The 25,772-nt window shown below is 63.0% G+C and carries 24 protein-coding genes; 14 read left to right on the plus strand and 10 right to left on the minus strand.

Features of this window, described 5'->3' with window-relative positions; all coding sequences use genetic code 11:
• Window positions 1-104: 104 nt before the first annotated feature.
• Window positions 105-1,142, minus strand: coding sequence for an AraC family transcriptional regulator (locus LW136_RS10245; protein WP_041014199.1), 1,038 nt, complete (start codon window positions 1,140-1,142; stop codon window positions 105-107).
• The gene (locus LW136_RS10250; protein WP_234175123.1) at window positions 1,139-2,152 is read right to left on the minus strand and encodes a carbon-nitrogen hydrolase family protein; all 1,014 of its coding nucleotides are present in this window, start codon (window positions 2,150-2,152) and stop codon (window positions 1,139-1,141) included. Before LW136_RS10250 ends, LW136_RS10245 begins: the two co-directional genes overlap by 4 nt.
• A 187-nt stretch (window positions 2,153-2,339) precedes the next feature.
• Here LW136_RS10250 and LW136_RS10255 point away from each other — a divergent pair, with 187 nt between their 5' ends.
• The 5 genes from LW136_RS10255 to LW136_RS10275 all read left to right on the plus strand — a co-directional run bounded on the left by LW136_RS10255 (window position 2,340) and on the right by LW136_RS10275 (window position 8,457).
• The gene (locus LW136_RS10255; protein ID WP_234175124.1) at window positions 2,340-4,370 is read left to right on the plus strand and encodes an NADPH-dependent 2,4-dienoyl-CoA reductase; all 2,031 of its coding nucleotides are present in this window, start codon (window positions 2,340-2,342) and stop codon (window positions 4,368-4,370) included.
• Window positions 4,371-4,401: 31 nt separating this feature from the next.
• Window positions 4,402-4,824 (plus strand): nuclear transport factor 2 family protein, encoded by a 423-nt coding sequence (locus tag LW136_RS10260; RefSeq protein ID WP_234175125.1) that lies wholly within the window; start codon window positions 4,402-4,404, stop codon window positions 4,822-4,824.
• Between the two features lie 196 nt (window positions 4,825-5,020).
• Entirely contained in the window at window positions 5,021-6,379 is a 1,359-nt protein-coding gene (locus LW136_RS10265; protein ID WP_234175126.1) for a chromosome partitioning protein ParA, read from the plus strand.
• 5 nt (window positions 6,380-6,384) lie between these two features.
• Complete coding sequence (locus tag LW136_RS10270) at window positions 6,385-7,335, plus strand: 1-aminocyclopropane-1-carboxylate deaminase/D-cysteine desulfhydrase (RefSeq protein WP_234175127.1); 951 nt, start codon at window positions 6,385-6,387, stop codon at window positions 7,333-7,335.
• An 18-nt stretch (window positions 7,336-7,353) separates the two neighbouring features.
• A complete protein-coding gene (locus tag LW136_RS10275; protein ID WP_234175128.1) occupies window positions 7,354-8,457 on the plus strand; it encodes a cyclic nucleotide-binding domain-containing protein in 1,104 nt (367 codons plus the stop codon).
• Between the two features lie 26 nt (window positions 8,458-8,483).
• On the opposite strand, the gene LW136_RS10280 is transcribed toward LW136_RS10275, so the two are convergent.
• Window positions 8,484-9,878 carry an MATE family efflux transporter gene (locus LW136_RS10280; RefSeq protein WP_234175129.1) on the minus strand — a complete coding sequence of 465 codons (1,395 nt, stop codon included), beginning with the start codon at window positions 9,876-9,878 and terminating at the stop codon, window positions 8,484-8,486.
• 121 nt (window positions 9,879-9,999) lie between these two features.
• Between LW136_RS10280 and pdxB the strand changes: the two genes are divergently transcribed.
• The 8 genes from pdxB to LW136_RS10320 all read left to right on the plus strand — a co-directional run bounded on the left by pdxB (window position 10,000) and on the right by LW136_RS10320 (window position 17,819).
• Window positions 10,000-11,145, plus strand: a complete 1,146-nt coding sequence (gene pdxB, locus LW136_RS10285; RefSeq protein WP_023446330.1) for a 4-phosphoerythronate dehydrogenase PdxB — start codon at window positions 10,000-10,002, stop codon at window positions 11,143-11,145.
• 87 nt (window positions 11,146-11,232) lie between these two features.
• The gene (gene dnaX, locus LW136_RS10290; protein ID WP_125898253.1) at window positions 11,233-13,245 is read left to right on the plus strand and encodes a DNA polymerase III subunit gamma/tau; all 2,013 of its coding nucleotides are present in this window, start codon (window positions 11,233-11,235) and stop codon (window positions 13,243-13,245) included.
• Window positions 13,246-13,263: 18 nt separating this feature from the next.
• Complete coding sequence (locus LW136_RS10295; protein ID WP_003294866.1) at window positions 13,264-13,590, plus strand: YbaB/EbfC family nucleoid-associated protein; 327 nt, start codon at window positions 13,264-13,266, stop codon at window positions 13,588-13,590.
• Between the two features lie 160 nt (window positions 13,591-13,750).
• Window positions 13,751-14,350, plus strand: coding sequence for a recombination mediator RecR (gene recR / locus LW136_RS10300; RefSeq protein WP_014820524.1), 600 nt, complete (start codon window positions 13,751-13,753; stop codon window positions 14,348-14,350).
• Window positions 14,351-14,495: 145 nt separating this feature from the next.
• Complete coding sequence (locus LW136_RS10305; protein ID WP_125898254.1) at window positions 14,496-15,485, plus strand: ABC transporter substrate-binding protein; 990 nt, start codon at window positions 14,496-14,498, stop codon at window positions 15,483-15,485.
• Window positions 15,486-15,588: 103 nt separating this feature from the next.
• Entirely contained in the window at window positions 15,589-16,335 is a 747-nt protein-coding gene (locus LW136_RS10310) for an ABC transporter ATP-binding protein (RefSeq protein WP_014820522.1), read from the plus strand.
• Window positions 16,332-17,105: an ABC transporter permease gene (locus LW136_RS10315; protein ID WP_234175130.1), complete on the plus strand. Its 774-nt coding sequence runs from the start codon at window positions 16,332-16,334 to the stop codon at window positions 17,103-17,105. Before LW136_RS10310 ends, LW136_RS10315 begins: the two co-directional genes overlap by 4 nt.
• A 9-nt stretch (window positions 17,106-17,114) precedes the next feature.
• Complete coding sequence (locus LW136_RS10320; protein WP_234175131.1) at window positions 17,115-17,819, plus strand: type 2 periplasmic-binding domain-containing protein; 705 nt, start codon at window positions 17,115-17,117, stop codon at window positions 17,817-17,819.
• A 28-nt stretch (window positions 17,820-17,847) separates the two neighbouring features.
• Here the strand turns inward: LW136_RS10320 and LW136_RS10325 are convergent, their stop codons facing one another.
• From LW136_RS10325 to hemN, 4 genes are all read right to left on the minus strand, one after another.
• Entirely contained in the window at window positions 17,848-18,450 is a 603-nt protein-coding gene (locus LW136_RS10325) for an SCO family protein (RefSeq protein ID WP_272886509.1), read from the minus strand.
• Between the two features lie 47 nt (window positions 18,451-18,497).
• On the minus strand, window positions 18,498-19,046 hold the full coding sequence (locus LW136_RS10330) for an adenine phosphoribosyltransferase (protein ID WP_014820518.1): 549 nt from the start codon (window positions 19,044-19,046) through the stop codon (window positions 18,498-18,500).
• Between the two features lie 27 nt (window positions 19,047-19,073).
• The gene (gene fnr / locus LW136_RS10335; protein ID WP_014820517.1) at window positions 19,074-19,808 is read right to left on the minus strand and encodes a fumarate/nitrate reduction transcriptional regulator Fnr; all 735 of its coding nucleotides are present in this window, start codon (window positions 19,806-19,808) and stop codon (window positions 19,074-19,076) included.
• A 117-nt stretch (window positions 19,809-19,925) separates the two neighbouring features.
• The gene (gene hemN, locus LW136_RS10340; protein ID WP_234175133.1) at window positions 19,926-21,302 is read right to left on the minus strand and encodes an oxygen-independent coproporphyrinogen III oxidase; all 1,377 of its coding nucleotides are present in this window, start codon (window positions 21,300-21,302) and stop codon (window positions 19,926-19,928) included.
• Between the two features lie 206 nt (window positions 21,303-21,508).
• Here hemN and nadE point away from each other — a divergent pair, with 206 nt between their 5' ends.
• The gene (gene nadE, locus LW136_RS10345; protein WP_125898259.1) at window positions 21,509-22,336 is read left to right on the plus strand and encodes an ammonia-dependent NAD(+) synthetase; all 828 of its coding nucleotides are present in this window, start codon (window positions 21,509-21,511) and stop codon (window positions 22,334-22,336) included.
• Between the two features lie 18 nt (window positions 22,337-22,354).
• Here the strand turns inward: nadE and LW136_RS10350 are convergent, their stop codons facing one another.
• The 3 genes from LW136_RS10350 to LW136_RS10360 all read right to left on the minus strand — a co-directional run bounded on the left by LW136_RS10350 (window position 22,355) and on the right by LW136_RS10360 (window position 25,771).
• A complete protein-coding gene (locus LW136_RS10350) occupies window positions 22,355-23,071 on the minus strand; it encodes a sulfite exporter TauE/SafE family protein (protein ID WP_234175134.1) in 717 nt (238 codons plus the stop codon).
• Entirely contained in the window at window positions 23,064-23,276 is a 213-nt protein-coding gene (ccoS, locus tag LW136_RS10355; protein WP_023446318.1) for a cbb3-type cytochrome oxidase assembly protein CcoS, read from the minus strand. Before ccoS ends, LW136_RS10350 begins: the two co-directional genes overlap by 8 nt.
• Before the next feature lie 80 nt (window positions 23,277-23,356).
• Complete coding sequence (locus LW136_RS10360; protein ID WP_234175135.1) at window positions 23,357-25,771, minus strand: heavy metal translocating P-type ATPase; 2,415 nt, start codon at window positions 25,769-25,771, stop codon at window positions 23,357-23,359.
• Window position 25,772: the final 1 nt, after the last annotated feature.

Below are 25,772 nucleotides of genomic sequence, written 5' to 3' on the forward strand. Positions count from 1 at the left end.
CGACTACCAGGACGAACTACTGGAATGGCACGCCGCTGAGCAGGATCACCCGGACTGTGCCGAGGATGCGGTCGAACTCTGAGCGCCGCTCGCATATGCGCCGTTTACGCGCCGCGCCGCTGCGCCCGGCGATAGTCTCCCGGCGTCTGCCCGCTCCAGCGCTTGAAGGCACGCTGAAACGCTTCGGCTGAGGAAAAACCAAGCAGCCAGGCGATCTCGCCGAAAGCGGATTCGGTGTCGCGAATGTAGGCCATGGCCAGGTCGCGGCGGGTGTCGTTGAGGATCGCGCGATAGCTGCTGTCTTCTTCGGCCAGCTTGCGGCGCAGTGTCCAGGCCGGCATTTGCAGACGTGCAGCGATCTGTTGCAGGTCCGGCTCCTGACCCTTGAGCATCGGTCCGAGAATCTGTGCGACCCGCTCGCGCAGACTGCGGGTGCGGGTGCGCCGTTCCAGTTCTGCTTCACACAGCTCCAGCAGATGCCGCCAGGTGCCGGGGCAATGATCCGGGTTGCGCAACGCCAGGCTGCGCTGATCCAGCTGCAACTGATTCGCTTCGGCGCCGAAGATTACCGGCCGGCCGAACTGCTCGTCGTAGCGCGAGGCGTAGTCAGGGGCTTCGAACTCAATGTGGATCGCCATCGGCACCAGCGGCTGACCGCTCAAGCGGCTGAGCTGCGAGATCCAGCTGGCGAGCACGGTATCGACGACGAAGCGGTTGTAGGCGTTGTAAGGGCTGATGGAATAAAAGCGCAGCCAGGCGCCTGACGCATCTTCGTGAAAACTCGAACTGCCGCGGTAGTTGGATGCGTACAGCGCCTCGTAACGGATCAGCGCCCGTGCCGCTTCGCGCACGGTGGGCGCCTGAGCGGCGGTCAGCCCAGCGAGGCCGAGGTGCCCGGGCTTGCGCAGGCGGCCCATCTCCAGGCCCAGAGCGGGATCGCCAGCCAGCTGGATTGCCGCATGCCCGAGCCGCATGTAACGGGGGATCGAGAGGCGGGCATGCGGCTCAGCGAGCCGCTCGCCATCCAGTCCGTAGGCCAGCAAAAGCGGCTGAGGGTCATGGCCGTACAGCTGCAACGCATCGTTAAGGCTGTGCAGAAAGCCGACCGACAGATCGCCCAGGCGCACCCGTTGCGCATTCATGGGGTGCTGCCGAGCCATTGATTGCGTACCTGGACCGGGACGCCGTGGCCCGGGGGCGCCGGGCGGCGCGGCGAGCCGAGTAGATTCCAGGGCAAGACGAGGGTATGCACGGCCATGTGCGGTCTTGCGCTGAGCGCGTCGGAATGTGTACTGCCACAGCTCGCCTGCGGATCTGCCAGCGCGCCGGGTACAGCCAGCAGTTTCGCTTCGGCAGGCGGTTGCTCGAGGTAGGCATCGCAGCCCAGCAGCACTGCCAGCGAGCCCGCAGGTGTTTCAATCAGCCGTCGACGCTCGGGGATGGGGGCAACGCTGTAACGGCGTTCGTAACGGCTCAACGCCTGCTTGTACTGCAGCGTTCCGAGAGGCTTGCCGCGACCGTCAAAGGTCAGGCTTACCTGGCGCAGCGGGCCATCGCCGATCATCAGCTGATCGTTCTCCAGATAGGGCTCCGGCAGCACGATCGAGCCAGCCACCAAGGTAACGCCGAACTCTCTGGCGAGGCCGCCGAAGACGTTCTGGTATTCCTCTGCCATCTGTCGGGCCTTGAGTCGCAACACCGCACCGGTACGCCGATCGTCGCCCTGATTATCCGGCAGTGCGCGCAGATAGCTGCCGGGATTGCTGAGCGCCATCCACTGCATCGCATCGCGCAGGGTACGGGCCTGCTGCACTTCCGGCTTCTCGCCCAGGGCGAACAGGCCAGTGCCAACGTGTTCGGGGAGCACCACGACGGTTCGCTCGCTGAGCATGCCGGCTTCGGCCGCCTGCTTGAGGTAGGTGCGAAACTTGAGTTGCAGCCGCTCGCGGCTCTGGTAGTCGGCTGGCTGCAGCCGCGTCTCGATGCCCAGCAGGTTGCCTGCGCTTCCGGCCTGCCCGTGGTCCTCGATGGGTAGCGTACGCAGATCGGACAGCAGTGGGCCGCTACGACGGTCTTGCGTCCAGTCGAGGTAGACGGCAAATGAGGCTGCCCCGAGGACGAGCAACAGCACGATATTGATTGAGGTGCGCATGTGAGGCAGGGCAGTGAGGGGTTGCGTCAGCGTAGGTAACGCGGCGCCTGTTGCCAAGCTTTTTGCGCAAAAGGATCAAAAAGTTGTCACTTTGGATCATTGAGTGCAGCACCTTCGCTGTTTATCGTCGCTGCATACCGACCGTAGCCCCATGAGGCTCGGCACTCGTCATGATGAGGATGCTTCGATGACCGCTTTCCCGAAACTGCTGGCTCCGCTCGATCTGGGCTTTACCACCTTGCGCAACCGTACCCTGATGGGATCCATGCACACGGGCCTGGAGGAAATGCCCAACGGCTTCGAGCGGATGGCGGCATTCTTCGCCGAGCGCGCTCGCGGTGGCGTCGGCCTGATCGTCACCGGTGGCGTCGGCCCCAATGAGGAAGGCTCGGTACGCGCCGGGGCGGCCAAGTTGTCCACGCCGGAGGAGGCCGAAGAGCACAAGATCGTTACCCAGGCGGTTCACGAAGCTGGCGGCAAGATCTGCATGCAGATCCTGCATGCCGGGCGTTACGCCTACAGCCCCCAGCTGGTGGCGCCGAGCGCTATCCAGGCGCCGATCAATCCGTTCACCCCGCGCGAACTGGACGAGGAGGGCATCGAGAAGCAGATCCGCGACTTCGTCAACTGCGCGAGCCTGGCCCAGCAAGCCGGTTATGACGGCGTCGAGATCATGGGTTCGGAAGGCTACTTCATCAATCAGTTCCTGGTGGCGCACACCAACCACCGCACCGATCGCTGGGGTGGCAGCTACGAGAACCGCATGCGCCTGCCGGTGGAGATCGTGCGCCGCGTGCGCGAAGCGGTGGGCAGCGACTTCATCATCATCTATCGCCTGTCGATGCTCGACCTCATCGAAGGCGGCAGTGTCTGGGAAGAGGTGGTGCAGCTGGCCAAGGCCATCGAGCAGGCGGGCGCCACGCTGATCAATACCGGCATCGGTTGGCACGAGGCGAGGATTCCGACCATCGCCACCAAGGTGCCACGCGCCGCGTTCACCAAGGTGACCGCGAAGCTGCGTGGCGAGGTAAGCATTCCGCTGATCACCACCAACCGGATCAATACCCCGGAGGTCGCCGAGCAGGTGCTGGCCGAGGGCGATGCGGACATGGTCTCCATGGCGCGGCCGTTCCTCGCCGATCCGGAATTCGTCAACAAGGCCGCCGCCGGTCACAGCGAGCGCATCAATACCTGCATCGGTTGCAATCAGGCCTGTCTGGATCACACCTTCAGCGGCAAGCTGACGACCTGCCTGGTCAATCCGCGTGCCTGCTACGAAACCGAGCTGAACTACATCCCCACTACCGCGGTGAAGAAGATCGCCGTCGTCGGTGCCGGGCCTGCGGGGCTCGCCGCCGCGACCATCGCAGCCGAGCGCGGTCATGAGGTGACGCTGTTCGATTCGTCCGCCGAAATCGGCGGGCAATTCAATGTTGCCAAGCGGGTGCCGGGCAAGGAGGAGTTCTACGAAACCCTGCGCTACTTCAAGAACCGCCTCGAAGAAACCGGAGTCGAGGTTCGTCTGAACACCCGCGCGACGGTGGAAGCGCTGCTGGCCGGTGGCTTCGACGAGATCATCCTGGCGACCGGGATCGCGCCGCGAGTGCCGGCAATTCCCGGGGTCGACCATCCGAAGGTGATTGGCTACCTGGATGCGATTCTGGAGCGCAAGCCGGTCGGCCAGCGCGTTGCGGTGATCGGCGCAGGTGGCATCGGCTTCGACGTGTCGGAATACATCACCCACGACGGCGAATCCACCAGCCTGGATCGTGAAGCCTTCTGGAAGGAGTGGGGGATCGATCTCGGGCTATCGGTGCGCGGCGGTATCGCCGGCATCCAGCCGGCTCCGCATGCGCCCAAGCGTCAGGTCTATCTGCTGCAGCGCAAGAAGTCCAAGGTGGGTAACGGGCTGGGCAAGACCACTGGCTGGATCCACCGTACCGGACTGAAGAACAAGCACGTGCAGATGCTCAATTCGGTCGAGTACTTGCAGATCGATGACGCCGGACTGCACATCCGCGTGGGCGAAGGCGAGCCGCAGGTACTGCCGGTGGATACGGTGATTCTCTGCGTCGGGCAGGAGCCGTTGCGTGAGCTGCAGGAAGGCCTTGAAGCCGCCGGCGCGCGGGTGCACCTGATTGGTGGCGCCGACGTCGCCGCCGAACTGGACGCCAAGCGCGCGATCAATCAGGGCTGTCGTCTGGCTGCGGCGCTCTAGGCCGTCGACACATCCGCAAAGAGGATCACGCATGGAAACTGCAATCGCGCTGCAACCGGGGGCTGCCAATAGCCTGCAGGCCTGGCACCGAATGGTCGCTGAGCGAGACCTGAGCCGGCTGCCGGAGCTGCTGCATCCGCAGGCGGTGTTTCGCTCGCCGATGGCTCACACGCCGTATGAGGGGGCAGCGACGGTGAACCTGATCCTCAACACCGTGCTGCAGGTTTTCGAGGACTTTCGCTACCACCGTGAGCTGGCCAGCGCCCAGGGTGCGGATGTAGTGCTCGAGTTCAGCGCCCGGGTGGGTGACCGTGAGCTCAAGGGCATCGATATGATCCGCTTCGATGACGAAGGGAAGATTGTCGAGTTCGAGGTCATGATCCGGCCCATGAGTGGCTTGCAGGCCCTGGGCGACGAGATGAAGCGACGTCTCGCTGCCTACCGCGGCAAGTGATTTAGCTAAGCTCATCGCAAATCCGCTGGGCGCCTGGTCGAACGGCGTCCGATGCGGCGACTCCCTGCCAACCGAGTCACATTGCCTGCGCGAACATTTCCCCTAAACTTGCGGCACCAACGGGACGACGGCATCGGATGGCCGCTCGTTTCGCTAATCGCTGGCTCGCAGTTGCGGGCGATAAAGGAAATCGAGCATGCAGAACAAACCGCAGATGGTCGAAGCCGTCCTGTTCTTCAATGAGGGCTCCATCTGCAAGGAAATGCTGTATCCCGAATTCGAAGCGGTGCTGGATGGGGTGGTCGCGCTACCGGAGTTCGCAGACCGCCAGATGCATGCTGTCTACGTAATGATCAATCCGCGGCTGCAGGTGCGCGCCGCGGTGTTTTTCTGTCTCGACTTCAATGATGACGGCTCTGCCGACGCCGGTTGGAACATTCCCCTGCGTCAGTTGGCCGAGCGTACCGGGCGTGGTCCGGACATGGGGGCCGGACCGATTCGCCTGGCCTGCCGCAGCCAGTGCCCGGTCTCCTGGCACCAGATGCACATGTGGGATCCCAAGGTCGGTCCCGAACGCAATGATCTGGTTGTGTTGCGCGAGACCATCAAGCGCAACCAGCTCGGCCTGCTGGTCGAAGAGGAGACGCCTCAGGCCGTACCTGCGGAACGTCTGCAGATGGTCGCCGAAGACACCTGGTATGCAGCCGAGGCCGGCAAGGACGCAGCTGCGAAACGTTCCGAAAGCCATGAGCGTGAACAGCGGCAGAAGGCTGCGCTGCTGATCAAGCAACAGCGCCAACGCATTACCAACCTCGAGCGTCTGCGCGAAGAAGACGCGCTCAAGCTCACGGCTGCCGCGGAGAAGGAACGCAAGGCACTGCAGGAGGAGATCCGCACGCTGCAGCAGCAACTGCAACAGCAGACCGAGCTGAACGCCAGCCTGCATGCGCAGATGACCGCCCAGGGCGAGAGTTTCCAGAAAGCGCGTGAGGAAATGAGCAAGCAGCTGCGTACGCTGGAGGTCAGCGGCCGGGTTGAGATCGGCGCCGCCCGGGAGCAGTTCGAGCATGAAGCCCAGGCCCGTATCGCGGCGGCGATTGCGGAGTACAAGGAGCAGGTGGCGATCCGCGATGTCGAGCTGGCCTACCGCAACGAACTGGATGCACAGCTGGAAGAGGAAATCCAGCGGCTCAAGACCGAGTGCGAAACGCTGCGCCACAGCGGTGACCGGGTGCTGGAGGAACTGTCTCGACAAGGGGTCGTGTTCATGGCCTACCACCCGGGTGCAGGGCATCTGACGATCGCATTGCAGGACCTGGCCCGCTACCGCGCCAATCCTCTGGCTTATGCGGCTGCCAAGTGCTTTGTCTCCGAGGAGCAGTACCGACAGTGGCTGGAGCATTATCAGAAGCCGGCCTGCGTCGCGGCGCTTTCCAGCGGTGAGCGTTGCGCGATGCCCCTGGACAAGATCGATGCGCCGAGTCGCTTCGTGATCGGCGAATCCAACTGCTGCGCCCGGCACCGCAAGGAAGACCGGCAGCGCACAGGCAGCTGAGCGGTTTGTCCTCGCTTCAATCCGATCTCGGCTTCGATACTCCGCTGATCCTGCAGCCGCTGTCATTGGACTGGCTCGCGCGCAGCGGGGTCGAGGTTGCGGTGCTGCGGCTCGATCTGCTGGATCCCGAGCTGTCCGGCAACAAGTGGTTCAAATTGGTAAGGCATCTCGATGCAGCGCGTTCTGTCGCTGCGCCGGGGCTGATCAGTCTCGGCGGCCCGCACTCCAATCATCTGCATGCGCTGGCTGCAGCCGGCCGCCGACTCGGCCTGCCTACTGTCGGCCTGCTGCGCGGCCATGAGCAGGTAACGCCAACGGTCGCCGATCTACGTGCCTGGGGCATGCAGCTGCATTGGCTCGGCTACGCAGAGTACCGGGAGCGCAATCTGCCTACCTTCTGGACGCCATGGCGAGCGCGATATCCAGGTTTCTACTGCATCCCTGAAGGTGGCGGCGGTTTGCCCGGCGCCCTGGGGTGCGCCGGACTCGTTCCGAGAGTGGAGTCCGCGCTCGCGTCGCTCGGCTGGAAGGACTACGACGCGCTCTGGCTGGCCGCCGGCACTGGGACGACGCTGGCAGGTCTGGTCATCGGCGAGGCAGGTAGGCATCGGGTGTTCGGCGCGCTGGCAGGGCCGCCTTCCCACGCCGTCGATGCCGGCGTGGCCAACTTGCTCGCGCAAGCCGGCGAGGCGTCCAGCGGCTATGAACTGCTGGACGCCAGTCGTGGCGGATTTGGTCGCTTCGACAGGGAGTTGGCGCAGTTCATTCTCGATACCGAGCGCCAGGGTGGCGTGCCGCTCGATCCGATATACACTGCAAAGACCATGATGGCATTGCGCCTTTATGTCGAGCGCGGTTATTTTCCCGCCGGCACGCGGCTGATATTCGTCCATACCGGTGGACTGCAAGGGCGCCGTGCTGCTCAGGCCCAGCTGCAGAAGCTGATTGACGGATAGACGTTTGGATTTTCTCGGATGAACAAACCGCTGCACCCCGATCAGCTGCGTAATCTGGTCCCGCTCAATGGCTTGTCGCCACGCCAGTTGTGGGAGCTTCGCGTGCGCATAGTGCCCCTCGCGCTTGCGCCTGGGCAGTTGCTCGACCTTGTTGATGAGCTGAGTTCGAAACGTCATTACCTGATGTCGGGCAGCCTGCTGTTGACCGATCACGACGGGCAGCCAACGCGGCTGGTGGCGGGCACATCGGCTGCTCTACACAGCCTTGCTGCGGGTTGCCTGCAGGAGGCAAGGGCGCTGGATGACTGCCAGCTGCTGACGGTGGACAGCGCGGAGTTGGAGCGGCTGCTTTCCTGGCGCCAAGCCCTGCAAGATGTGCTGCTGCAGCTGTCGATGGAGGGCGAGGACGGGGAGTGGCTGGAGCGCCTGCTGGAGAATCCGCTGTTCGCCCAGGTTCCACCGGCAAATATTCGCAGCATGCTCAGCCGCCTCGTGGAGATCGAAGTATCCGCCGGGCAAACCCTGCTACGTGAAGGGGAAGCCGGGGACTGCTGCTATTTCCTCAAGAGCGGCTGCGCGCAGGTCCTGAAGGCCGCCGGCAGCAGCGAGCAGCTGTTGGCCGAGCTGGAACCCGGAGCCTGTTTCGGCGAAGAGGCGCTACTCGAAGAGCGACCCCGCAATGCCAGTGTCGCGATGGTCGAGGATGGTCGGGTGCTCCGCCTGGCGCGGGCGGACTTTCTCGAGCTGCTCAAGGCACCGGTGGTTGGCGAAGTCGATCTGGATGGCGTGGCGGATCTGCTGGCGTGCGGTGCGCAGTGGCTGGATGTGCGTCTGCTTGATGATTACGAGCAGGGCCATGCCATGCAGGCGCTGCACATGCCGCTGCACCTGCTGCGTTTGAAAACCCGTCTGCTGGACCCGCAGCGGCCCTACCTTTGCTATTGCGAAAGCGGCAAGCGCAGCGCCAACGCGGTGTTCCTACTGACGCAGCTCGGCTTCACCGCCTATGCGCTGCGTGGTGGACTCGACGCACTTGGTACCGAGGACCGCGCTGCACTGCTTTGGGAGTGTGGCACGGGTTACCTGGCGCGCTCCGACGGCCGAATCGACCGCAGCCTATGATCCGCACCGCCCCATCCCGACCTTTGTCAGACGGCCGCCCTGCGAAGCGCAGTGTGCCGACGAATCTCGCGTCGGGCGCTGCGGGCCAGGCGCACGCTGAGCAATAGAGCTGCGCAGCTCAGGCCGGCGATCAGGCCTTGCCATAGGCCGGCAGGCCCACTGGCGGCGCCGAGGTGCTCGGTCAGGCCGAGCAGATAGCCCAACGGCAAACCGATCCCCCAGTAGGCGAAGAGGGTGTAGACCATCGTCATGCGGGTGTCCTGATAGCCGCGCAACGCGCCAGCAGCCGTGACCTGAACCACATCGGAGAACTGGAACAGCGCGGCGTAGAGGAACAGGCTGGCAGCGACGGCGACCACGGCCGGATCCGGGGTATAGATTCGCGCGATCTGCTCGCTGAACAGCAGCATGGCGCTGGCGGAAAAGCAGGCATATACCAGGGCGGCGCCGATCCCGACGCCGGCGACAAAGCGAGCGTCGCGTGGAGCGTTGCGGCCCAGCTCCTGACCAATACGCACGGTCACCGCCATACCCAGCGACAGTGGAATCATGAAGATCAGCGACGTGAAGTTCAGTGCGATCTGGTGACCGGCGACGACCGTTGCCCCGAGGGCGCCGATCAGTAGGGCGATCACCGAGAAGATGCTGGCCTCGGCAAACACCGCGACCCCGACTGGTACGCCGACCGAAAGCAGATGACGCAGCATCGGCCAGCGTGGCCATTCGAAGTGGGAAAACAGCTGACTGGCCTGATAGGCCGGTGCGCGCTTAACCCAGAGGCTCATCGCCACCAACATGAACAGCATCACCAATGCCGTGGAAACGCCGCAACCGACGCCGCCCATCGCCGGCACGCCGAACTTGCCGTAGATGAACACATAGTTCAGCGGAATGTTCAGCAGCAGTCCGAGGATACCGATCACCATGCTTGGCCGCGGATGGCCCAGCCCGTCGCTGAAACAGCGCAGCACTTGATACAGAGCGACAGCGGGAAATCCGCAGGCGACAGCGCGCAGGTAGTCCATGGTCGGCTCGACCAGGGCCGGTTCGACACGCATCAGATGCAGGACGGGCTCCGCGTTCCACATCAATGATGCACTGAGCACACCGATGCCGCCGCCCATCCACAACGCCTGGCGAACCAGCGGGCCGATTTCGCCATGCCGTCCTGCGCCGAAGCGCTGCGCGACGTTCGGCGTGGTCGCCAGGGTGATTCCGCAGACGAGCAGATAGACCGGCACCCAGATCGAATTGCCTAGCGCGACGGCGGCCAGGTCCTGCGGGCTTACGCGTCCGGCCATAACGGTATCGACGAAACCCATCGCCGTGCTGGCCAGCTGGGCGATCATCATGGGTAGGGCAAGGGCAAAGAGGGTGCGCAATTCGAGGCGGACCCGTCTGAGTCTGAGCTCAGTGGGCATTACTGGGCGTTCCGGTTGTATACAAGAAGCGCGCTAGTCTACGCCGCGTGGCTACGCTCAGGAAGGCGGCAAAGCAGTGGCAAGCCGTCTAGAATGTGCTCCCCCTCACCGGAGCCGTGCAATGCATATCCTTGCCGATGAAAACATTCCGCTGGTCGATGAGTTCTTTGCCGGTTTCGGCGAGATTCGCCGCATGCCCGGCCGCAGCATCAATCGAGCTGCACTGGAGAATGTCGACGTGCTGCTGGTGCGCTCGGTGACTCGGGTCGACCGCGAGATGCTGGAAGGCAGCGCAGTGCGATTCGTCGGGACCTGCACGATAGGCACCGATCATCTGGATCTGGATTATTTCGAGCAGGCCGGCATCGAGTGGGCCAGCGCACCGGGGTGCAACGCGCGGGGCGTGGTCGACTATGTGCTGGGCAGCTTGCTCGCGCTGTCGGAGGTGCGCGGTGAAGCGCTGGCCAGGCGGCGTTTCGGCGTGGTCGGTGCCGGTGAGGTGGGCGGGCGGCTGCTCGAAGTGCTGCGCGGGCTTGGCTGGGACGTGCGCGTCTGCGATCCACCGCGGCAGGTCCGCGAGGCAGGCGATTTCGTCTCGCTGGATGAGATCCTCGCGGAGTGCGATGTCATCAGCCTGCACACGCCGCTGACCCTGGGGGGCGACTGGCCGACCTTTCACCTGTTCGATCAGGCGCGACTGTCGAGGTTGCGCCCCGGTACCTGGCTGATCAATGCCAGTCGGGGTGCTGTGGTGGACAATGCCGCGCTGCGCGACCTGCTATTGCAGCGGCCGGACCTGGAAGCCGTGCTGGATGTCTGGGAAGGCGAGCCTCAGGTCGACGTCGCACTGGCCGGCTTGTGCCGTATCGCTACGCCGCACATCGCCGGGTACAGCCTGGACGGCAAGCTGCGCGGTACGGCGCAGATATACGCGGCGCTTTGCGCTGCGCGTGGTGTCGAGCCGGCTATCGAACTGGCGCAGCTGATGCCCGGCCCGGCACTCACCGAGCTGGCGTTTGCATCCTCCGCAGAGCCCGCCGAGATGCTGGCCACACTGTGCCGGGCCGTCTACGATCCGCGTCGCGACGATGCCGACTTCCGCCGCAGCCTGCTTGGCGATGAGGCGCAGCGTCGGGCCGGGTTCGATCTGCTGCGCAAACAGTATCCGCCGAGGCGCGAGATCGATGGCCTCAAGGTGCGGATCGGCGGGCACAACCCGGCGCTGGCTACGATAGTCGAGGCGCTTGGTGCGCGATTGCTGGGCTAGCCGGCGGTTCGAGTGCAGCCCGGATGCAATTTCCATCCTGCTCCGCTAGCATTACCCGTCCTCTGCCTTGTCCCCCGCGATGGTGTTATGAGTTATCAGGTTCTTGCACGAAAATGGCGTCCGCGCTCGTTCCGCGAAATGGTCGGCCAGACGCATGTGCTCAAGGCCCTGATCAACGCGCTCGACAACCAGCGCCTGCACCACGCTTACCTGTTCACCGGCACGCGAGGCGTGGGCAAGACGACCATTGCGCGGATCATCGCCAAGTGCCTGAACTGTGAAACCGGGGTCAGCTCGACGCCCTGCGGTGTGTGTTCGGTATGCCGGGAAATCGACGAGGGGCGCTTCGTCGATCTGATCGAGGTGGACGCCGCGAGCCGTACCAAGGTCGAAGACACCCGCGAGCTGCTGGACAACGTGCAGTACGCGCCGAGCCGCGGGCGCTACAAGGTTTACCTGATCGACGAAGTGCACATGCTCTCGTCGCACTCATTCAATGCGCTGCTCAAGACCCTCGAGGAGCCGCCGCCCCACGTCAAGTTCCTGCTGGCGACCACCGATCCGCAAAAGCTGCCGGTCACCATCCTCTCGCGCTGCCTGCAGTTCTCCCTGAAGAACATGCCGCCCGAGCGGGTGGTCGAGCACCTCACTCATGTGCTGGGCGTCGAGAACGTTCCTTTCGAAGACGATGCGTTGTGGCTGCTGGGGCGTGCCGCCGATGGCTCGATGCGCGATGCGATGAGCCTGACCGATCAGGCGATCGCCTTCGGTGAAGGCAAGGTGCTGGCCGCCGATGTCCGCGCCATGCTCGGCACCCTCGATCATGGTCAGGTCTATGGTGTGCTGCAGGCATTGCTTGAAGGCGATGCCAGAGCGTTGCTCGAGTCCGTTCGCCACTTGGCGGAGCAGGGGCCGGACTGGGCTGGCGTGCTGGCCGAAATCCTCAATGTGCTGCACCGCGTTGCCATCGCCCAGGCGCTGCCTGAGGCGGTAGACAATGGCCAGGGCGATCGTGATCGCGTGCTGGCGTTGGCTCAGGCGCTACCTGCCGAAGATGTGCAGTTCTACTATCAGATGGGATTGATCGGCCGGCGCGATCTGCCGCTTGCGCCTGATCCTCGCAGCGGTTTCGAAATGGTGCTGCTGCGCATGCTGGCATTTCGTCCTGCAGGCAGTGATGGCGCGCCGCGAACACCGCTAAAGGCACTGGGAATCAGCCCGGCCACAGCTGATTCCAAGCCCGCAGCGGTGGCCGATTCCGCTCCCGCTGGCGTGTCGTCCGCTCCATCCGCTGCGATTGCCGTAGCAGCTGCGCCAGAGCCCGCTCCCGTTGCGCCGGCCGTTACCATGCCAGTGAACGTGCCGGCTTCCACGCCCTCGGCAGTGACCCCGGTCGCCACTCATGTGGTGGAAGCGCCGCAGGCCGCGCCTGTCATCGATGTGCCTTGGAATGAGCCGCCTGACGTACCGCCCGTCGCGGTCGAGGCTGATGCTGTTTTACCCGAACCTGTGCCGGTGGACGGGGCTGCCGATCACGTGGCGTCCGTGGTACAGGTCGAAGAGCCGGATGATGACGAACCGCCGCTGACGGACGAGGACTACTTCGAGGTCGAGAACCAGGCCGAGGCCTATCTGGACGAACTGGAACACTCAAGGGATGAGCCGGAGCCCGTCGAGCCTCTGCCTGCGGTAGAGCCTGCGACCGGGCTGGCTGCCGAGTGGCTGGAGCTGTATCTCAAGCTCGGCTTGTCCGGTCTTACCGGCAGCATTGCCGCCAACTGTACGTTGATCGCCGTGGAAGGCGACCGTTGGCTGATGCATCTCGATCCTGCGCAGAGCGCACTATTCAACCCCACGCAACAGCGGCGACTCAACGACGCCCTGAATCAATACCACGGGCGTACGCTACAGCTCGAGATCGTGCTGCAGAAGCCGGAGCAGGAAACTCCTGCGCAGGCCGCCCAGCGTCGCCGTGCCGAACGACAGCGTGCCGCGGAACAGTCGATTCACGCAGATCCCCTGGTCCGGCAGCTCATGCAGCAGTTCGCCGCTGTGATCCGCGAAGGCACCATCGAACCCGTAGAACACTCCGAAACCTGATTAATTGAGGTGATTCCCATGATGAAAGGTGGCATGGCCGGCCTGATGAAGCAGGCGCAGCAGATGCAGGAAAAAATGCAGAAGATGCAGGAGGAACTGGCGAACGCCGAGGTGACGGGCCAGTCTGGCGCCGGGCTGGTCAGCGTGGTGATGAACGGTCGCCATGACGTCAAGCGCGTCAGCCTCGACGACAGCCTGATGCAGGAAGACAAGGAAATCCTGGAAGACCTGATCGCTGCCGCCGTCAATGACGCGGTACGCAAGATCGAGCAGAACAGCCAGGACAAGATGGCCGGCATGACCGCCGGCATGCAGCTTCCGCCAGGCTTCAAGATGCCTTTCTAACTCGAACGGCCAATCGGCGCGCATGGGCGCGCTTCTCGAAGGGCGGGGCATCGTCATTTACGCGCAGTAGACTCCGATGTCCCGCTTTCTTGCCTCTGGTCCTGCAAGCCGCCTGAATCCCTGGCACTGTGCTGCCCCTTTGCATAGCGACGCTTAATTTATGAGCTTCAGTCCCCTGATCCGCCAACTCATCGACGCCCTGCGCATTCTTCCCGGCGTGGGCCAGAAAACTGCACAGCGCATGGCGTTGCAGCTACTGGAGCGAGATCGCAGCGGCGGCTTACGCCTGGCGCAAGCGCTGAGCAAAGCGATGGAAGGGGTCGGCTACTGCCGGCAGTGTCGTACCCTTACCGAAGACGACCTGTGCCCGCAATGCGCCGACCCGCGACGCGACGATTCGCTGCTCTGCGTGGTGCAGAGCCCGGTGGACGTTTTCGCCGTCGAGCAGACGGGCTTTCGCGGGCGCTACTTCGTGCTCAAGGGGCATCTGTCGCCGCTCGATGGTTTGGGTCCTGAAGCGATCGGCATTCCCGAGCTTCTGGCGCGTGTTGCAGACGGTGCGTTCACTGAAGTCATTCTCGCGACAAACCCGACGGTGGAAGGCGAGGCAACGGCGCATTACATCGCGCAGATGCTTATTCCAAAGGGGCTGACCATCAGCCGAATCGCTCACGGCGTTCCACTGGGCGGCGAGCTGGACCTGGTCGACGGCGGAACCCTGGCCCACGCACTGGCCGGGCGCAAGACAATCCGCCTATAACCCGAAGTACTGACGATATGCCACCTCGGTAGTGCAGTTTTCTGGGTGATTCAGGTAAAGTTCTAAGCCATCAACGTTAGATAACTAAAACGAATATAGTGCTTCGTTCTGGTTATATGTACTGGCTATCCGAATCGAGGTCGAAATGAAAGCAAAGCATTGGCTGGTTCCAGCTCTGCTGCTGCTGAGCACGTTTGCTCAGGCGCAGGAGAAGTTCAAGGTTGGCTACATCCGTGTGATGGACGATGCCCAGGCCATGGTTGCACACGAGGCCGGTCTGTATAAGAAGCATGGCCTTGACGTCGAGCTGATCGAGTTCAGTTCCGGTACCGACCTGATCAAGGCGATCGTCGGCGGGCAGTTGGATACCGGCGTCCTCGGCTTTACCAATGCGGTGGCCTGGGCCTCCAAAGGTGCTGACCTCAAGGTGGTCGGTGGCGCTCAGCAGGGCTACCACTCCATCGTGGCGCTTGAGGGTTCGGGTATCGAGAAGGTTGCCGACCTGAAGGGCAAGATCCTCGCTTCGCAGAAAGAGGGGAGCACCGCCGATGCAGTGCTGCGTGGCGTGACCTTGAAGAATGCCGAACTCAAGCCGAGCGACGTCAACATCATGGGTGTCAGCCCGGCCGTTGCGGTGCAGTCGCTGGTGTCCGGGCGTGTCGATGCGGCGTTCCTGTTCGAGCCGTATGATCGCATCGCGCAGCTGGTTGCCCCGGTTCAGCAGGTCTACGAGATCGGTGAAGTGTGGCCATTCCCGTGCATGGTGGTGATCACCTCCGGCGATACCCTGGCCAAGCGCAAGGATGCCGTCTGGAAGTCGCTGGACGCCCAGCGCGATGCCATCGAAATGCTCGACAAGCAGCCTGCCGAGGCAGCCAAGCTGATCGCTGACTACTTCATCGCCGAGCCGACGCTGAAGACGCTCAAGCGTGGTGAGCTCGCTCGCGAGGTTGTCATTGAGGAGGCGATCGGAACCCAGACCTTCAGCGCCAAGCTTGGCAAGGACGATCTGGCGCGCATCCAGGAGCTGGCGGACATTCTGCAGGAGCTCGGTTCGCTGAAGACCCGCGATGGCAAGCCGTTCGACACCAGTGCCATCGTCGATCTGTCCTGGCAGGAAGCTCGCGAACTCTGATTGCTTGACTCTGGTTTGAAACTACACGGGTCCGGCCTTTGTGCCGGGCCGTTTGCATCGCCCGCATTGCCGGGCAATTTCGTTTCTGGATTTGCGGATTTTTATGCAACTCAGGTTTGAAGAAGTAGACAAGCGCTTCGGGCAGCTCGAAGTCATCAAGGGCTTCAGCGGTGAGTTCGCCCAGGGTGAACTGGTGGCTCTGGTTGGACCTTCGGGTTGCGGCAAGTCGACCCTGCTGCATCTGGTTGCCGGGCTGGAGAAGCCCAGCGCGGGCCGCGTGCTTGCTGACGAAAAACCGATCACCGAGCCGAGCCCTCGACGTACGCTGGTGTTCCAGGAGCATGCCCTCTATCCCTGGCTCAGCCTGCAGGGCAACGTTGCCATGGCGCTGGAACTGCAGGGCGTGGCCAAGGCCAGCGCATTCGAACAGGCGCAGGCCTGGCTCGAGCGTGTCGGCCTCAATGGATTCGAGCATTACTACCCGCACCAGGTCTCCGGCGGCATGCGCCAACGCACGGCCCTTGCCCGTGCATTCATCGCCAAACCCGAGGTGCTGTTGCTCGACGAACCGTTTGGCGCCCTCGATGCCCTGACCCGAATGGCATTGCAGGACGTGTTGCGTGAACTGATCGAGGAGCATCAGCCGACGGTGCTGTTGGTCACCCATGATGTCGATGAGGCCCTTTACCTGGCCGATCACGTTCTGGTGTTCAGCGCGCGGCCGACTCGCGTGCTGAAAACCTTCAACTTCACCCATTGCGAGAAGAGCCACGACCTGTCCGACTTCGCTGCCGAGCGTAAGGAAATTCTCAGTCTGCTGGGTATCAAGACGGAGGTAGCGCATCCATGAGTCAGGCTCGCCGTCTTACAGGCCCAAAGAAGTACCTTGCGGTCGTTCTGGCCATCCTGTTCATTCTTCTGATCTGGCAGGCCGCAGCATGGAGTTTGCCGGCCTTTCTGATGCCAGGTATCCCGACCGTCTTCGAGCGTCTGTTCAGCACTATCCAGGAGCCAGAGTTCCGCGAAGGGCTTTACGGCAGTATGAGTCGCCTCGGCAGCGGCTACAGTTTTGCGCTGTTGTTCGGGATCGGTTTTGGCCTGGTGGGTGGGGTGCTGTTCTTCTTCCGCGAGATCCTGCGCTCGGCCATCGTCATTCTGCAGTCGATTCCGTCGATCGCCTGGGTGCCGTTGTTTCTGATCGTGATGGGTTTCGGCAATCTGCCGATCATCGTGGTGGTCGCCCTGGCCGCTTTCTTCCCGATGGCGCTGTCGGTGATGAATGCCACCGAGAGCGTGCTGCCGGTGCACGTCGCCGCGGCGCGGGTCATGGGTGCCTCGCGCTGGCAGCTGCTGCGCCGCGTTTATCTGCCCGCCGTGATGCCAGAGCTGATCACCGGCGCGCAGCTGGCCTTCGGTAACGCCTGGCGTGCACTGATCTCCGCCGAAATGCTGATCGGTTTCGGCCAGGGGCTCGGGCGTTCGCTCGCGTACTCGGGCGAGATTGCTGACATGGTTGGCGTGATGATGAACATTCTGGTCATCGCCATTCTCGCCACGCTGATCGATCAGGTTGTACTGGAGAAGTTCAAGCAGCGGATGCTTCGCTATCAGTACGTCTGAGGCCATTGCATGTCTGTTCCCTCGCGCATTGCCATATGGCTCGTCCTGTTGATGCCGGTCGCTGCGATGGCCGAGTCGTTGCGGGTGCAACTGCCCGAACGCAGGGTGCTGTCCAGCAGCGAAACGGAGAGTTTCGAGTCGGCGCTGATCGAGCAATTGGCCGAAGCGCTTGGGCGTTCCGGGTTTTCCGTGGTCAGCGCAGATGACGCTGAAGTGCGCCTGGTCGCAGGCGATCGGGTCGGCCCGGCCACTTACTATCATGCTGTGCCTGCCGCGCTAAGCGCGACGGAAGGTGAGTTGCTTGCCTGGTCCGATCTTCAGGGGCAGACGGTTTGCGTCAATCGCGCGAGTCCATATGGAGCGTTGCTGAGCGAGCGCTTCGCGGCGGCGCCTCGGGAATATCCGAGCGCGGCGCATGCGCTGATCGGACTCAAGCTTGGTGAGTGCGCTGCGGTTGTCGAAGATGATGTGCTGCTGACGGAGATCGCCACCTTGCCCGAGTGGCGGCGTTACAAGCACCTGTTACCGTCGCTTTTCGATGCCGGCTGGCAGCTAAGCCTGACGGTCGCCGATGACGCTAACCTGCAGCAGCAGATCAACGCACTCTTGGCGCAATGGTCGGCAGAAGGGCGGTTGGCGGGGCTGACTCAGCAATGGGTCGATGAGGTGGCATTTCAGGCATACGTGCTGGCCGACACCCTGGACTGCCACTGATTCGGTAATTCGGCTTCGATGGCCAGTTTCAGCGTTCGTTCTCGAGTATCTGCGGCAGCATCCGCTGCAAGCCCTCCAGTTTCAGCGGCGCACGAACATGCCCGCGCAGGCTGCCATCCGGTGCGACCAAGGCCAGATTTCCGCTATGACTGACACTGTAGTCGCCTTCTGTTTCGCGCGCCGGAACGAAAGGGAGACCCAGTGCCCTGGATAGCCTTAGCAGTTGCTCCATGTTGCCGGTCAAGCCGCTGAAGCCGGCGCGGTAGTAGCTCAGGTAGGCCTTGAGTTGTTCCGGCGTGTCGCGCGCGGGATCGGCGCTGACCAATACCACCTGCAACTGCTCGCGAGTCTCGGGCGGTAGCTGGCTGAGCAGCCGACGCATGTCGCTCAGCGTGGTCGGGCAGATGTCGGGGCAGGCGGTAAAGCCGAAGAACAGGATGTGCCAGCGCCCCTGCAGCGACGAAGTACTGAAAGGCTGGCCGTCCTGGTCGATCAGCTCGAACTGGGGAATGGGTCGTTCACGCGGCAGCAGCAGGATATTCGCCTGGTCCAGCAGTGCATCGCGATCGAGTGCGAACCCGGGAGGAGTACAGGCCAGAACTAGGATAAGTAGGCTGCGCCTTAACGTCATTAACACGGGCAGATCCTTTACCTAGCAGCGGCGCGGAGAATTCGCCGTCAGCGGTCGCTTAGGGCGAAGGCGGTCAGAGTGAACGTGGGAATGCCAATGTCCTGAAGTTTCTGCGATCCGCCCAGTTCGGGTAAATCGATGATGGCAGCCGCCTCATGAATGCTCGCGCGCATGCGTCGCACAAGCTGTGCGGCGGCTAGCAGCGTGCCGCCGGTCGCAATCAGGTCATCGAACAACAGCACCGAATCGCCCTCGCAAAGGCTGTCGGCGTGAATCTCCAGATGCGCTTCGCCATATTCGGTGCTGTAGGCCTGCGACAGCACGTCGGCCGGCAGCTTGCCCTGCTTGCGAAACAGCACCAGAGGTTTGTTCAGCTCATAGGCGAGAATCGAGCCGACCAGGAACCCTCGTGCATCAAGCGCGCCGATATGTGTGAAGTCGGCCTCCACATAGCGCTGAATGAAGCTGTCAGCCACCATGCGTAGCGCCTTTGGCGACTGGAATAGCGGGGTGATGTCGCGAAACACCACACCCGGGCGGGGAAAGTCCTGCACCGGGCGGATCAGGGTCTTGATGCTGAACTCGTCGAAGATCATCGGATCTGCTACTCCAAACGCGCTGACTCAGACATCCATTGCGCCGCCGGCTAGGGCGCACAGTCCGATGGAATCCAGAATGCGTACTTCCTTGCCCTCGGCCTCGAGTAAGCCACTCTGCTGAAAACGGGTGAATACACGGGAAACGGTCTCGACCGCCAGGCCCAGGTAATTGCCGATCTCGTTGCGCGACATCGGCAGGCGGAACTGATTGGCCGAGAAGCCGCGTGCGCTGAAGCGTGCAGAAAGGTTGATGAGGAAGGTCGCGATGCGCTCATCGGCGGTCTTTTTCGACAGCAACAACATCATCTGCTGATCATCGCGGATTTCGCGGCTCATGATGCGCATGAGTTGGCGACGCAGCTGCGGCAGCAGGACGCTCAGTTCGTCGAGTCGTTCGAAGGGAATTTCGCAAACCGAGGTGGTTTCCAATGCCTGCGCGGTGACTGGATAGCTTTCGGTATCCATGCCGGAAAGACCGACCAGCTCGCTGGGCAGGTGGAATCCGGTGATCTGCTCCTCGCCGCCATCGGTAACGCTGAACGTCCGCAACGCCCCGGAGCGTACGGCGAATACGGAACTGAACACGTCGCCCTGGCGGAACAAGGTTTCGCCTTTCTTCAGGGGGCGGCCGCGTTTGACGATGTCGTCCAAAGCGTCCATGTCCTGCATGTTCAGCGACAGGGGCAGGCACAGCCCGGACAGGCTGCAATCCTTGCAATGAGCTTGCCGCTGCGCACGGACCTTGATCGATTCGGACATAGAGGGCTTCCTGGAAACCTAGTTATAGCGCGCAAGGTTAACTCAGGACGTCGGCGATGGCCAATCGGCTCAAGGGTCGCAGGCAATGATTGGGACGATAGTCTGAGGCGCTCTAGATCAGGCGCGGCTGGCCTGTCTGACCTGCTCGGGGAGATAGTGGTCGAAGAGCATGCATATCGAGCGAACCAGTAGCCGGCCAGCAGGCTGAATCAGCAGATGGCTCTCGGTGATCTCGATCATCCCATCAGCGGCCATCTGCTCGAGCATCGGCCAGGCTTCGGCGAAGTACTGTCTGAACTCGATGTCATGCTCGCTCTCGATTTTCGTGAAGCTCAGCTCGAAATCGCAGATTAGAGACTGGATGACGGTGCGGCGGATATGGTCGTCCTGTTTGCAGCGTAAGCCTCTGGCGGTGGCTAGCTGATGCTGATCCAGCTGATATTGGTATTGTTCGATGTCGCTGGTGTTCTGGCAGTAGAGATCACCGATCTGGCTGATGGCCGAAACGCCGAGACCCACCAGATCGCAATGGCAATGGGTGGTGTAGCCCTGGAAGTTGCGCTGCAGGCTGCCATCTTCTTGCGCCATGGCCAGTTCATCGTCCGGCAGGGCGAAGTGGTCCACGCCTATGTAGCGGTATCCCGCGTCGGTGAGCAAATGAATGCTCTGCTCCAGCATGGCCAGCTTTTCGGCGGGGGCCGGCAGGTCGTTGGCGTTGATACGGCGCTGCGGCGCGTATTGCTCAGGCAGATGAGCATAGTTGAACAGCGAGAGCCGGTCCGGCTGCAGGTCAATGATCGCCTCAACGGTTCTGGCGAAGCGTGCTGGCGTCTGCAGCGGCAGGCCGTATATCAGATCGATGCTCAGCGAGTGGTACTGCAGCGTGCGGGCCGCCTCGATGATGGTGCGTGTTTGTTCCAGGGTCTGCATGCGATTGATGGCGCGCTGAACGTCCGGGTCCAGATCCTGCACGCCGATGCTGATGCGGTTGAAACCTAGTTCGCGGAGCAGGCCGATGGTTGGCCAATCCGCTTCCCGGGGGTCGATCTCGATACTGAAGTCGCCATGATCATCGTCCTGCAGGTTGAAGTGCTGGCGCAGATGGCTCATCAGCCGACGCAGTTGATCATGGCTGAGAAAGGTAGGTGTGCCGCCGCCAAAGTGCAGCTGCTCGACCACCTGGTCCTTGCCCAGATGGCAGGTGATCAGCTCGATTTCTTTCTCGAGGCGTTCCAGATAGGGCTGTGCGCGTGTCCGGTCGTTGGTCACCACCTTGTTGCGGCCGCAGTAGTAGCAGGCGTTGGCGCAGAATGGCAGATGGACGTACAGCGACAGCGGGCGTGACGCCTGGCGGCTGCCGCGCAATGCGTGCAGCAGGTCGAACGAGCCGACCTTTTCATTGAACTGGGCCGCGGTCGGGTACGACGTATAGCGCGGGCCGGCCTGATCGTAGCGACGGATCAGGTCGGAATCCCAGCGAATGGAGTCGAGCATGTGGCGTTCCCGGTCATGACGGCGGTCGCTGGATTCTAGGGGCAGGGCATTGCGGCGGACTTGACCTGTATCAAACTTGATCCGACCCTAGCGCGCTGGGCCAGATCGGCGCCGACATCCGGAAGGATCGCGCTGATTGGCGGTCAGATGATCACGTCAGCGTCTTATGCTTCAGCAGCGCCTTCATATCGCCAGAGGAGAGATTCATGCACAGCCGCCAGCAGGAAATCGCAACCGCGCTCAACGTCTGCGCACCATTTACCGGGCCGGAGTCGGTACAGGCCGAGATTGATCGTCGGGTGAGCTTCATCCAGACCTGCTTGCGCGAGTCGGGCCTGAAGACCTTGGTGCTCGGGATCAGTGGTGGCGTCGATTCGACCACGGCGGGTCTGCTGGCCCAGCGGGCGGTCGCCGGCATGCGCGAAGCAGGGGAAGGCGACGACTATAGCTTCATCGCCGTGCGCCTGCCTTATCAGGTGCAGCATGACGAGCATGAAGCGCAGCTGGCGGTGGATGCGATCAAGCCCGACGAGTGCCACACCGTGAACATCGGCACCGCGGTGCTGGGCCTGGCTGCCGCCACGCAGGCGCTTGATCCTTTGAGCCCGGCGCAGCGTGATTTCGTGCTGGGCAATACCAAGGCGCGGATGCGCATGGTTGCTCAGTACACGATCGCCAACGCGCGCCAGGGCCTGGTCATCGGTACCGACCATGCGGCAGAGGCGGTGATGGGCTTCTTCACCAAGTTCGGTGATGGCGCGTGCGACCTGACGCCGCTGGCGGGTCTGGTGAAGGATCAGGTTCGGCAGATAGCCGCGGCATTGGGCGCTCCCGATCAGTTGGTGCACAAGGTGCCAACCGCGGATCTCGAAGAGCTGTCACCTGGCAAGCCCGATGAGGCCGCTCATGGTGTCAGCTACCGCAACATCGATGATTTTCTCCAGGGTAAGCCGGTACCGGACGAGGCGGCCCGGATCATCATCGATACCTACGACAAGACTGCTCACAAGCGCCAGTTGCCCAAGGAGCCCTGAGCGCTCGCAAGCCTTCCGCTAGTGCGCGTGTGTCTCGTGAGATGGCGCTGAGCCATGCCCCATCAGCCACTGCTGATGAGGGCCTGGCAGCGTCCAGATACCGAACAGAATCACCATTACCCCGCCGACGACGCGCACGCCACGCTTGCGCAGCAACGCTGTCAATCGCTCGGCAGCAAGGCCGGTGGCAAGCAACACCGGCCAGGTGCCGATGCCGAACGCCAGCATCAGCAAAGCGCTATCCAGTGCATCGCCCTGGCTGGCTGACCACAACAGGGTGCTGTAGACCAGGCCGCACGGTAGCCAGCCCCACAGCGCCCCCAGTATCAGGGCGCGTGGAATGCTCGTTACCGGCATGAATTTGCTAGCGATAGGCTGGATATGACGCCAGAGTCCGCGCCCTAGCGACTCGATGCGTGTCAGCCCGCTCCACCAGCCGGCGAGGTACAGGCCCATGGTGATCAGCAGAAGTGCGGCGACGACTCGTAACGCCATGGCCGCTGGACTGTTGGCAACGGCCAAGCCCGCCAGGCCGATCAGGAATCCGGCAACGGCATAGCTTGATACGCGTCCGAGGTTGTAGGCGACCAGGAGGCGCAGGCGCCTGCCGCGCTGATCCGGTGGAATGGCCATGGTCAGTGCACCCATCAGGCCGCCGCACATGCCGAGGCAATGGCCGCCACCCAGTAGTCCCAAGACCAGTGCTGACAGCAGCAGGGGCAGCAGGTCAGTCACCTTTGCGTTGCTCCGGCTGATCTTCCGAGGATTCCGCTGCATCGACTGCGGAAGGCTTCTGCGGCTCGTCGTCGTCGAACAGGATGCTGTGCGCCGGTCCGTCGAGATCGTCGAACTGCCCGCTGTCCACCGCCCAGAAGAACACCCAGATTGCGACGGCCACCAGGACCACGGCAACAGGGATGAGGATGTACAGAGCGGCCATTAGGACCTCCAGGATCCGAAGCGAAGTCTTCAGCTGCGTAAAAGTGCGCCGCTGCGCCAATGACGTGCGTTGCAGCAGATTCAGCCGTGACTTGCCGGCTGACGTGTCAGCCGCAAGGCGTTCAAAACCACCAGCAGCGAGCTGAGCGACATCCCCAGCGCGGCCCATAGTGGGGTGACCCAGCCAAAGGCGGCGAAGGGCAGAATCAGGCCATTGTACAGGCTTGCCCAGGCCAGATTCTCGATGATGATGCGGCGGCTGCGGCGTGCGACGTCGAATGCCTGCGCCAAGCTGCCTAGGCGGTTGGATAGCAGCACCGCATCAGCACTGGTCTTGGCCAGGTCGGTCGCCGAGCCCATAGCGACGCTGATATCCGCTGCGGCAAGCACCGGGACGTCGTTGACGCCGTCGCCGAGCATTAGCACCCGGTGTCCGGCGGCCTGCAATGCCTGCAATCGGGAGAGCTTGGCGGCAGGGGTCATGCCGCCTTCGGCCTCATCGATGCCCAGTTCCCTGGCAATCTGGCCGACCATCGGTGAGCTGTCACCGGATAGCAGTAGCGTCTGCCAGCCACGGGCGCGGCAGGCCTCGAGGAGTGCCGGGGCATCGTCGCGAAGCCGATCGTCCAATACCAGCCAGGCCAGCGGGCCTTGATCGTCGCCCAACAACAGCCATTGCCCCTGGTCGCCGGGAATAGCGGGTGCCGGTTGGGCGAAGCCTTCGGCGACGAAGCTGGGCTGACCGATCCGCAGGTTGCGACCTTCAACGTTGCCTTGCAGGCCCAGGCCCGGCACCGTTTCGACCGATTCCGCCGCCAGCGGCGCACGTCCGAAGGCGCGGGCAATCGGGTGTTCGGAGCGGTTCTCCAGGGCTGCGGCCAGCGCCAGGCAGGCATCGGCATTCAAAGCTCCGAGCGGGTGCACGGCGCTAAGTGTCAGGCGGCCCTCGGTCAGGGTACCGGTCTTGTCGAACACCACGGTATCGATATGATTCAGGCCTTCGAGCACATGCCCGCGGGTCAGCAGCAGACCGAGCTTGTGCAGCGTACCGGTGGCCGTGGTAAGTGCTGTGGGTGTCGCCAGCGACAGCGCGCATGGGCAGGTCGCGACGAGCAATGCAAGAACGATCCAGAACGCGCGTTGCGGATCGATCTGCCACCAGACCACCCCGACGACGGTCGCAACGAGCAGCACCACCAGCAGAAACCACTGCGCGACGCGGTCGGCCAGCTCGGCAAGCTTCGGTTTGTCTGCCTGAGCACGCTCCAGCAGGCGGACAATGGCGGATAAACGGGTGTCGTCGCCCAAGGCCTGGACTTCCACGGTCAGCGGGCCTTCGACGTTCAGCGTGCCAGCGGTTACTGCATCGTCCACGCCGCGGGGCAGGGGCAGGTACTCACCGGTCAGTACCGATTCATCGACGCTGGACTGACCGCTGATGATGAGGCCGTCTGCCGGAATCAACGCACCGGGTTGCACCAGTACGCGGTCGCCGAGCTGCAGCTCGCTGAGCAGGATGCGATTGCTGTGACCGTCTGCGTCGAGTCTCAGGCAGGACGCAGGCAGCAAATTGACCAGTTGTGCGGTGGCGGCTGCGGTGCGTTCGCGCGCGCGCCGCTCCAGGTAGCGCCCGGCCAGCAGGAAAAGGGCAAACATGCCCACCGCGTCGAAATAGAGTTCACCCTGGCCGGTGATGGTGGACCAGATGCCGGCGACGTACGCACCGCCGATCGCCAGCGACACCGACACGTCCATGGTCAGGTGGCGGGTGCGCAAATCGCGCAGTGCTCCTTTGAAGAAGTCGGTGCAGCAGTAGAAGACGATCGGCGTGGTGAGCAGCAGGGCGGTCCAGCGAAGGGTGACGAAGAAGCTCTCCGACAGGTCCAGGTTGAACTCGGGCCAGGTGGCCATGGTGGCCATCATTACCTGCATCCACAGCAGCCCGGCTACGCCCAGCTGGCGCAGCGAACGGCGGTTCTCGCTGGCCAGGCGCTCGGCAGCCTGGTCGGCCTGGTAGGGGTGTGCTGCGTAGCCGATCCGTCGCAGCTCGCCGAGCAGCTCGCTGAGCGGCAGCTGTGCGTTGCTCCAGCGTACGTTCAGGCGATGATTGGACAGGTTGAGGCTGGCCTCGGCCACGCCGTGCAGGTTGCGCAAGTGGCGTTCGATCAGCCAGCCGCAGGCGGCGCAGCTGATCCCTTCGATCATCAGCGAAGTGCTTGCCAGATCGCCCTGGTGCTGTACGAACGGCTGTTGGACGTCCTCGCGGTCGTACAGCGCCATCTCTTCGCTCAGTTCCTGAGGGAGAGTCTGCGGGTTGATGGCGGTGTCGCTGCGGTGCTGGTAGTAGCTCTCCAGCCCACCCTTGACGATGGCTTCAGCGACGGCCTGGCAGCCTGGGCAGCACAAGGCCCGCGTCTCACCCAGCACGCGGGCCTGGAACGGACTGCCGGCTGGCACCGGCAGGCCGCAGTGGTAGCAGGGGAGAGGCTTTGCCATC

This window comes from Stutzerimonas kunmingensis, from assembly GCF_021432085.1.
Taxonomy (GTDB): Bacteria; Pseudomonadota; Gammaproteobacteria; order Pseudomonadales; family Pseudomonadaceae; genus Stutzerimonas.

What these genes read in the sequence shown, in the direction of transcription:
- LW136_RS10245 (WP_041014199.1), bottom strand. Translation starts at nt 1,142, where the DNA reads ATGAATGCGCAACGGGTGCGCCTGGGCGATCTGTCGGTCGGCTTTCTG.
- LW136_RS10250 (WP_234175123.1), bottom strand. Translation starts at nt 2,152, where the DNA reads ATGCGCACCTCAATCAATATCGTGCTGTTGCTCGTCCTCGGGGCAGCC.
- LW136_RS10255 (WP_234175124.1), top strand. Translation starts at nt 2,340, where the DNA reads ATGACCGCTTTCCCGAAACTGCTGGCTCCGCTCGATCTGGGCTTTACC.
- LW136_RS10260 (WP_234175125.1), top strand. Translation starts at nt 4,402, where the DNA reads ATGGAAACTGCAATCGCGCTGCAACCGGGGGCTGCCAATAGCCTGCAG.
- LW136_RS10265 (WP_234175126.1), top strand. Translation starts at nt 5,021, where the DNA reads ATGCAGAACAAACCGCAGATGGTCGAAGCCGTCCTGTTCTTCAATGAG.
- LW136_RS10275 (WP_234175128.1), top strand. Translation starts at nt 7,354, where the DNA reads ATGAACAAACCGCTGCACCCCGATCAGCTGCGTAATCTGGTCCCGCTC.
- LW136_RS10280 (WP_234175129.1), bottom strand. Translation starts at nt 9,878, where the DNA reads ATGCCCACTGAGCTCAGACTCAGACGGGTCCGCCTCGAATTGCGCACC.
- pdxB (WP_023446330.1), top strand. Translation starts at nt 10,000, where the DNA reads ATGCATATCCTTGCCGATGAAAACATTCCGCTGGTCGATGAGTTCTTT.
- dnaX (WP_125898253.1), top strand. Translation starts at nt 11,233, where the DNA reads ATGAGTTATCAGGTTCTTGCACGAAAATGGCGTCCGCGCTCGTTCCGC.
- LW136_RS10295 (WP_003294866.1), top strand. Translation starts at nt 13,264, where the DNA reads ATGATGAAAGGTGGCATGGCCGGCCTGATGAAGCAGGCGCAGCAGATG.
- recR (WP_014820524.1), top strand. Translation starts at nt 13,751, where the DNA reads ATGAGCTTCAGTCCCCTGATCCGCCAACTCATCGACGCCCTGCGCATT.
- LW136_RS10305 (WP_125898254.1), top strand. Translation starts at nt 14,496, where the DNA reads ATGAAAGCAAAGCATTGGCTGGTTCCAGCTCTGCTGCTGCTGAGCACG.
- LW136_RS10310 (WP_014820522.1), top strand. Translation starts at nt 15,589, where the DNA reads ATGCAACTCAGGTTTGAAGAAGTAGACAAGCGCTTCGGGCAGCTCGAA.
- LW136_RS10315 (WP_234175130.1), top strand. Translation starts at nt 16,332, where the DNA reads ATGAGTCAGGCTCGCCGTCTTACAGGCCCAAAGAAGTACCTTGCGGTC.
- LW136_RS10320 (WP_234175131.1), top strand. Translation starts at nt 17,115, where the DNA reads ATGTCTGTTCCCTCGCGCATTGCCATATGGCTCGTCCTGTTGATGCCG.
- LW136_RS10325 (WP_272886509.1), bottom strand. Translation starts at nt 18,450, where the DNA reads ATGACGTTAAGGCGCAGCCTACTTATCCTAGTTCTGGCCTGTACTCCT.
- LW136_RS10330 (WP_014820518.1), bottom strand. Translation starts at nt 19,046, where the DNA reads ATGATCTTCGACGAGTTCAGCATCAAGACCCTGATCCGCCCGGTGCAG.
- fnr (WP_014820517.1), bottom strand. Translation starts at nt 19,808, where the DNA reads ATGTCCGAATCGATCAAGGTCCGTGCGCAGCGGCAAGCTCATTGCAAG.
- hemN (WP_234175133.1), bottom strand. Translation starts at nt 21,302, where the DNA reads ATGCTCGACTCCATTCGCTGGGATTCCGACCTGATCCGTCGCTACGAT.
- nadE (WP_125898259.1), top strand. Translation starts at nt 21,509, where the DNA reads ATGCACAGCCGCCAGCAGGAAATCGCAACCGCGCTCAACGTCTGCGCA.
- ccoS (WP_023446318.1), bottom strand. Translation starts at nt 23,276, where the DNA reads ATGGCCGCTCTGTACATCCTCATCCCTGTTGCCGTGGTCCTGGTGGCC.
- LW136_RS10360 (WP_234175135.1), bottom strand. Translation starts at nt 25,771, where the DNA reads ATGGCAAAGCCTCTCCCCTGCTACCACTGCGGCCTGCCGGTGCCAGCC.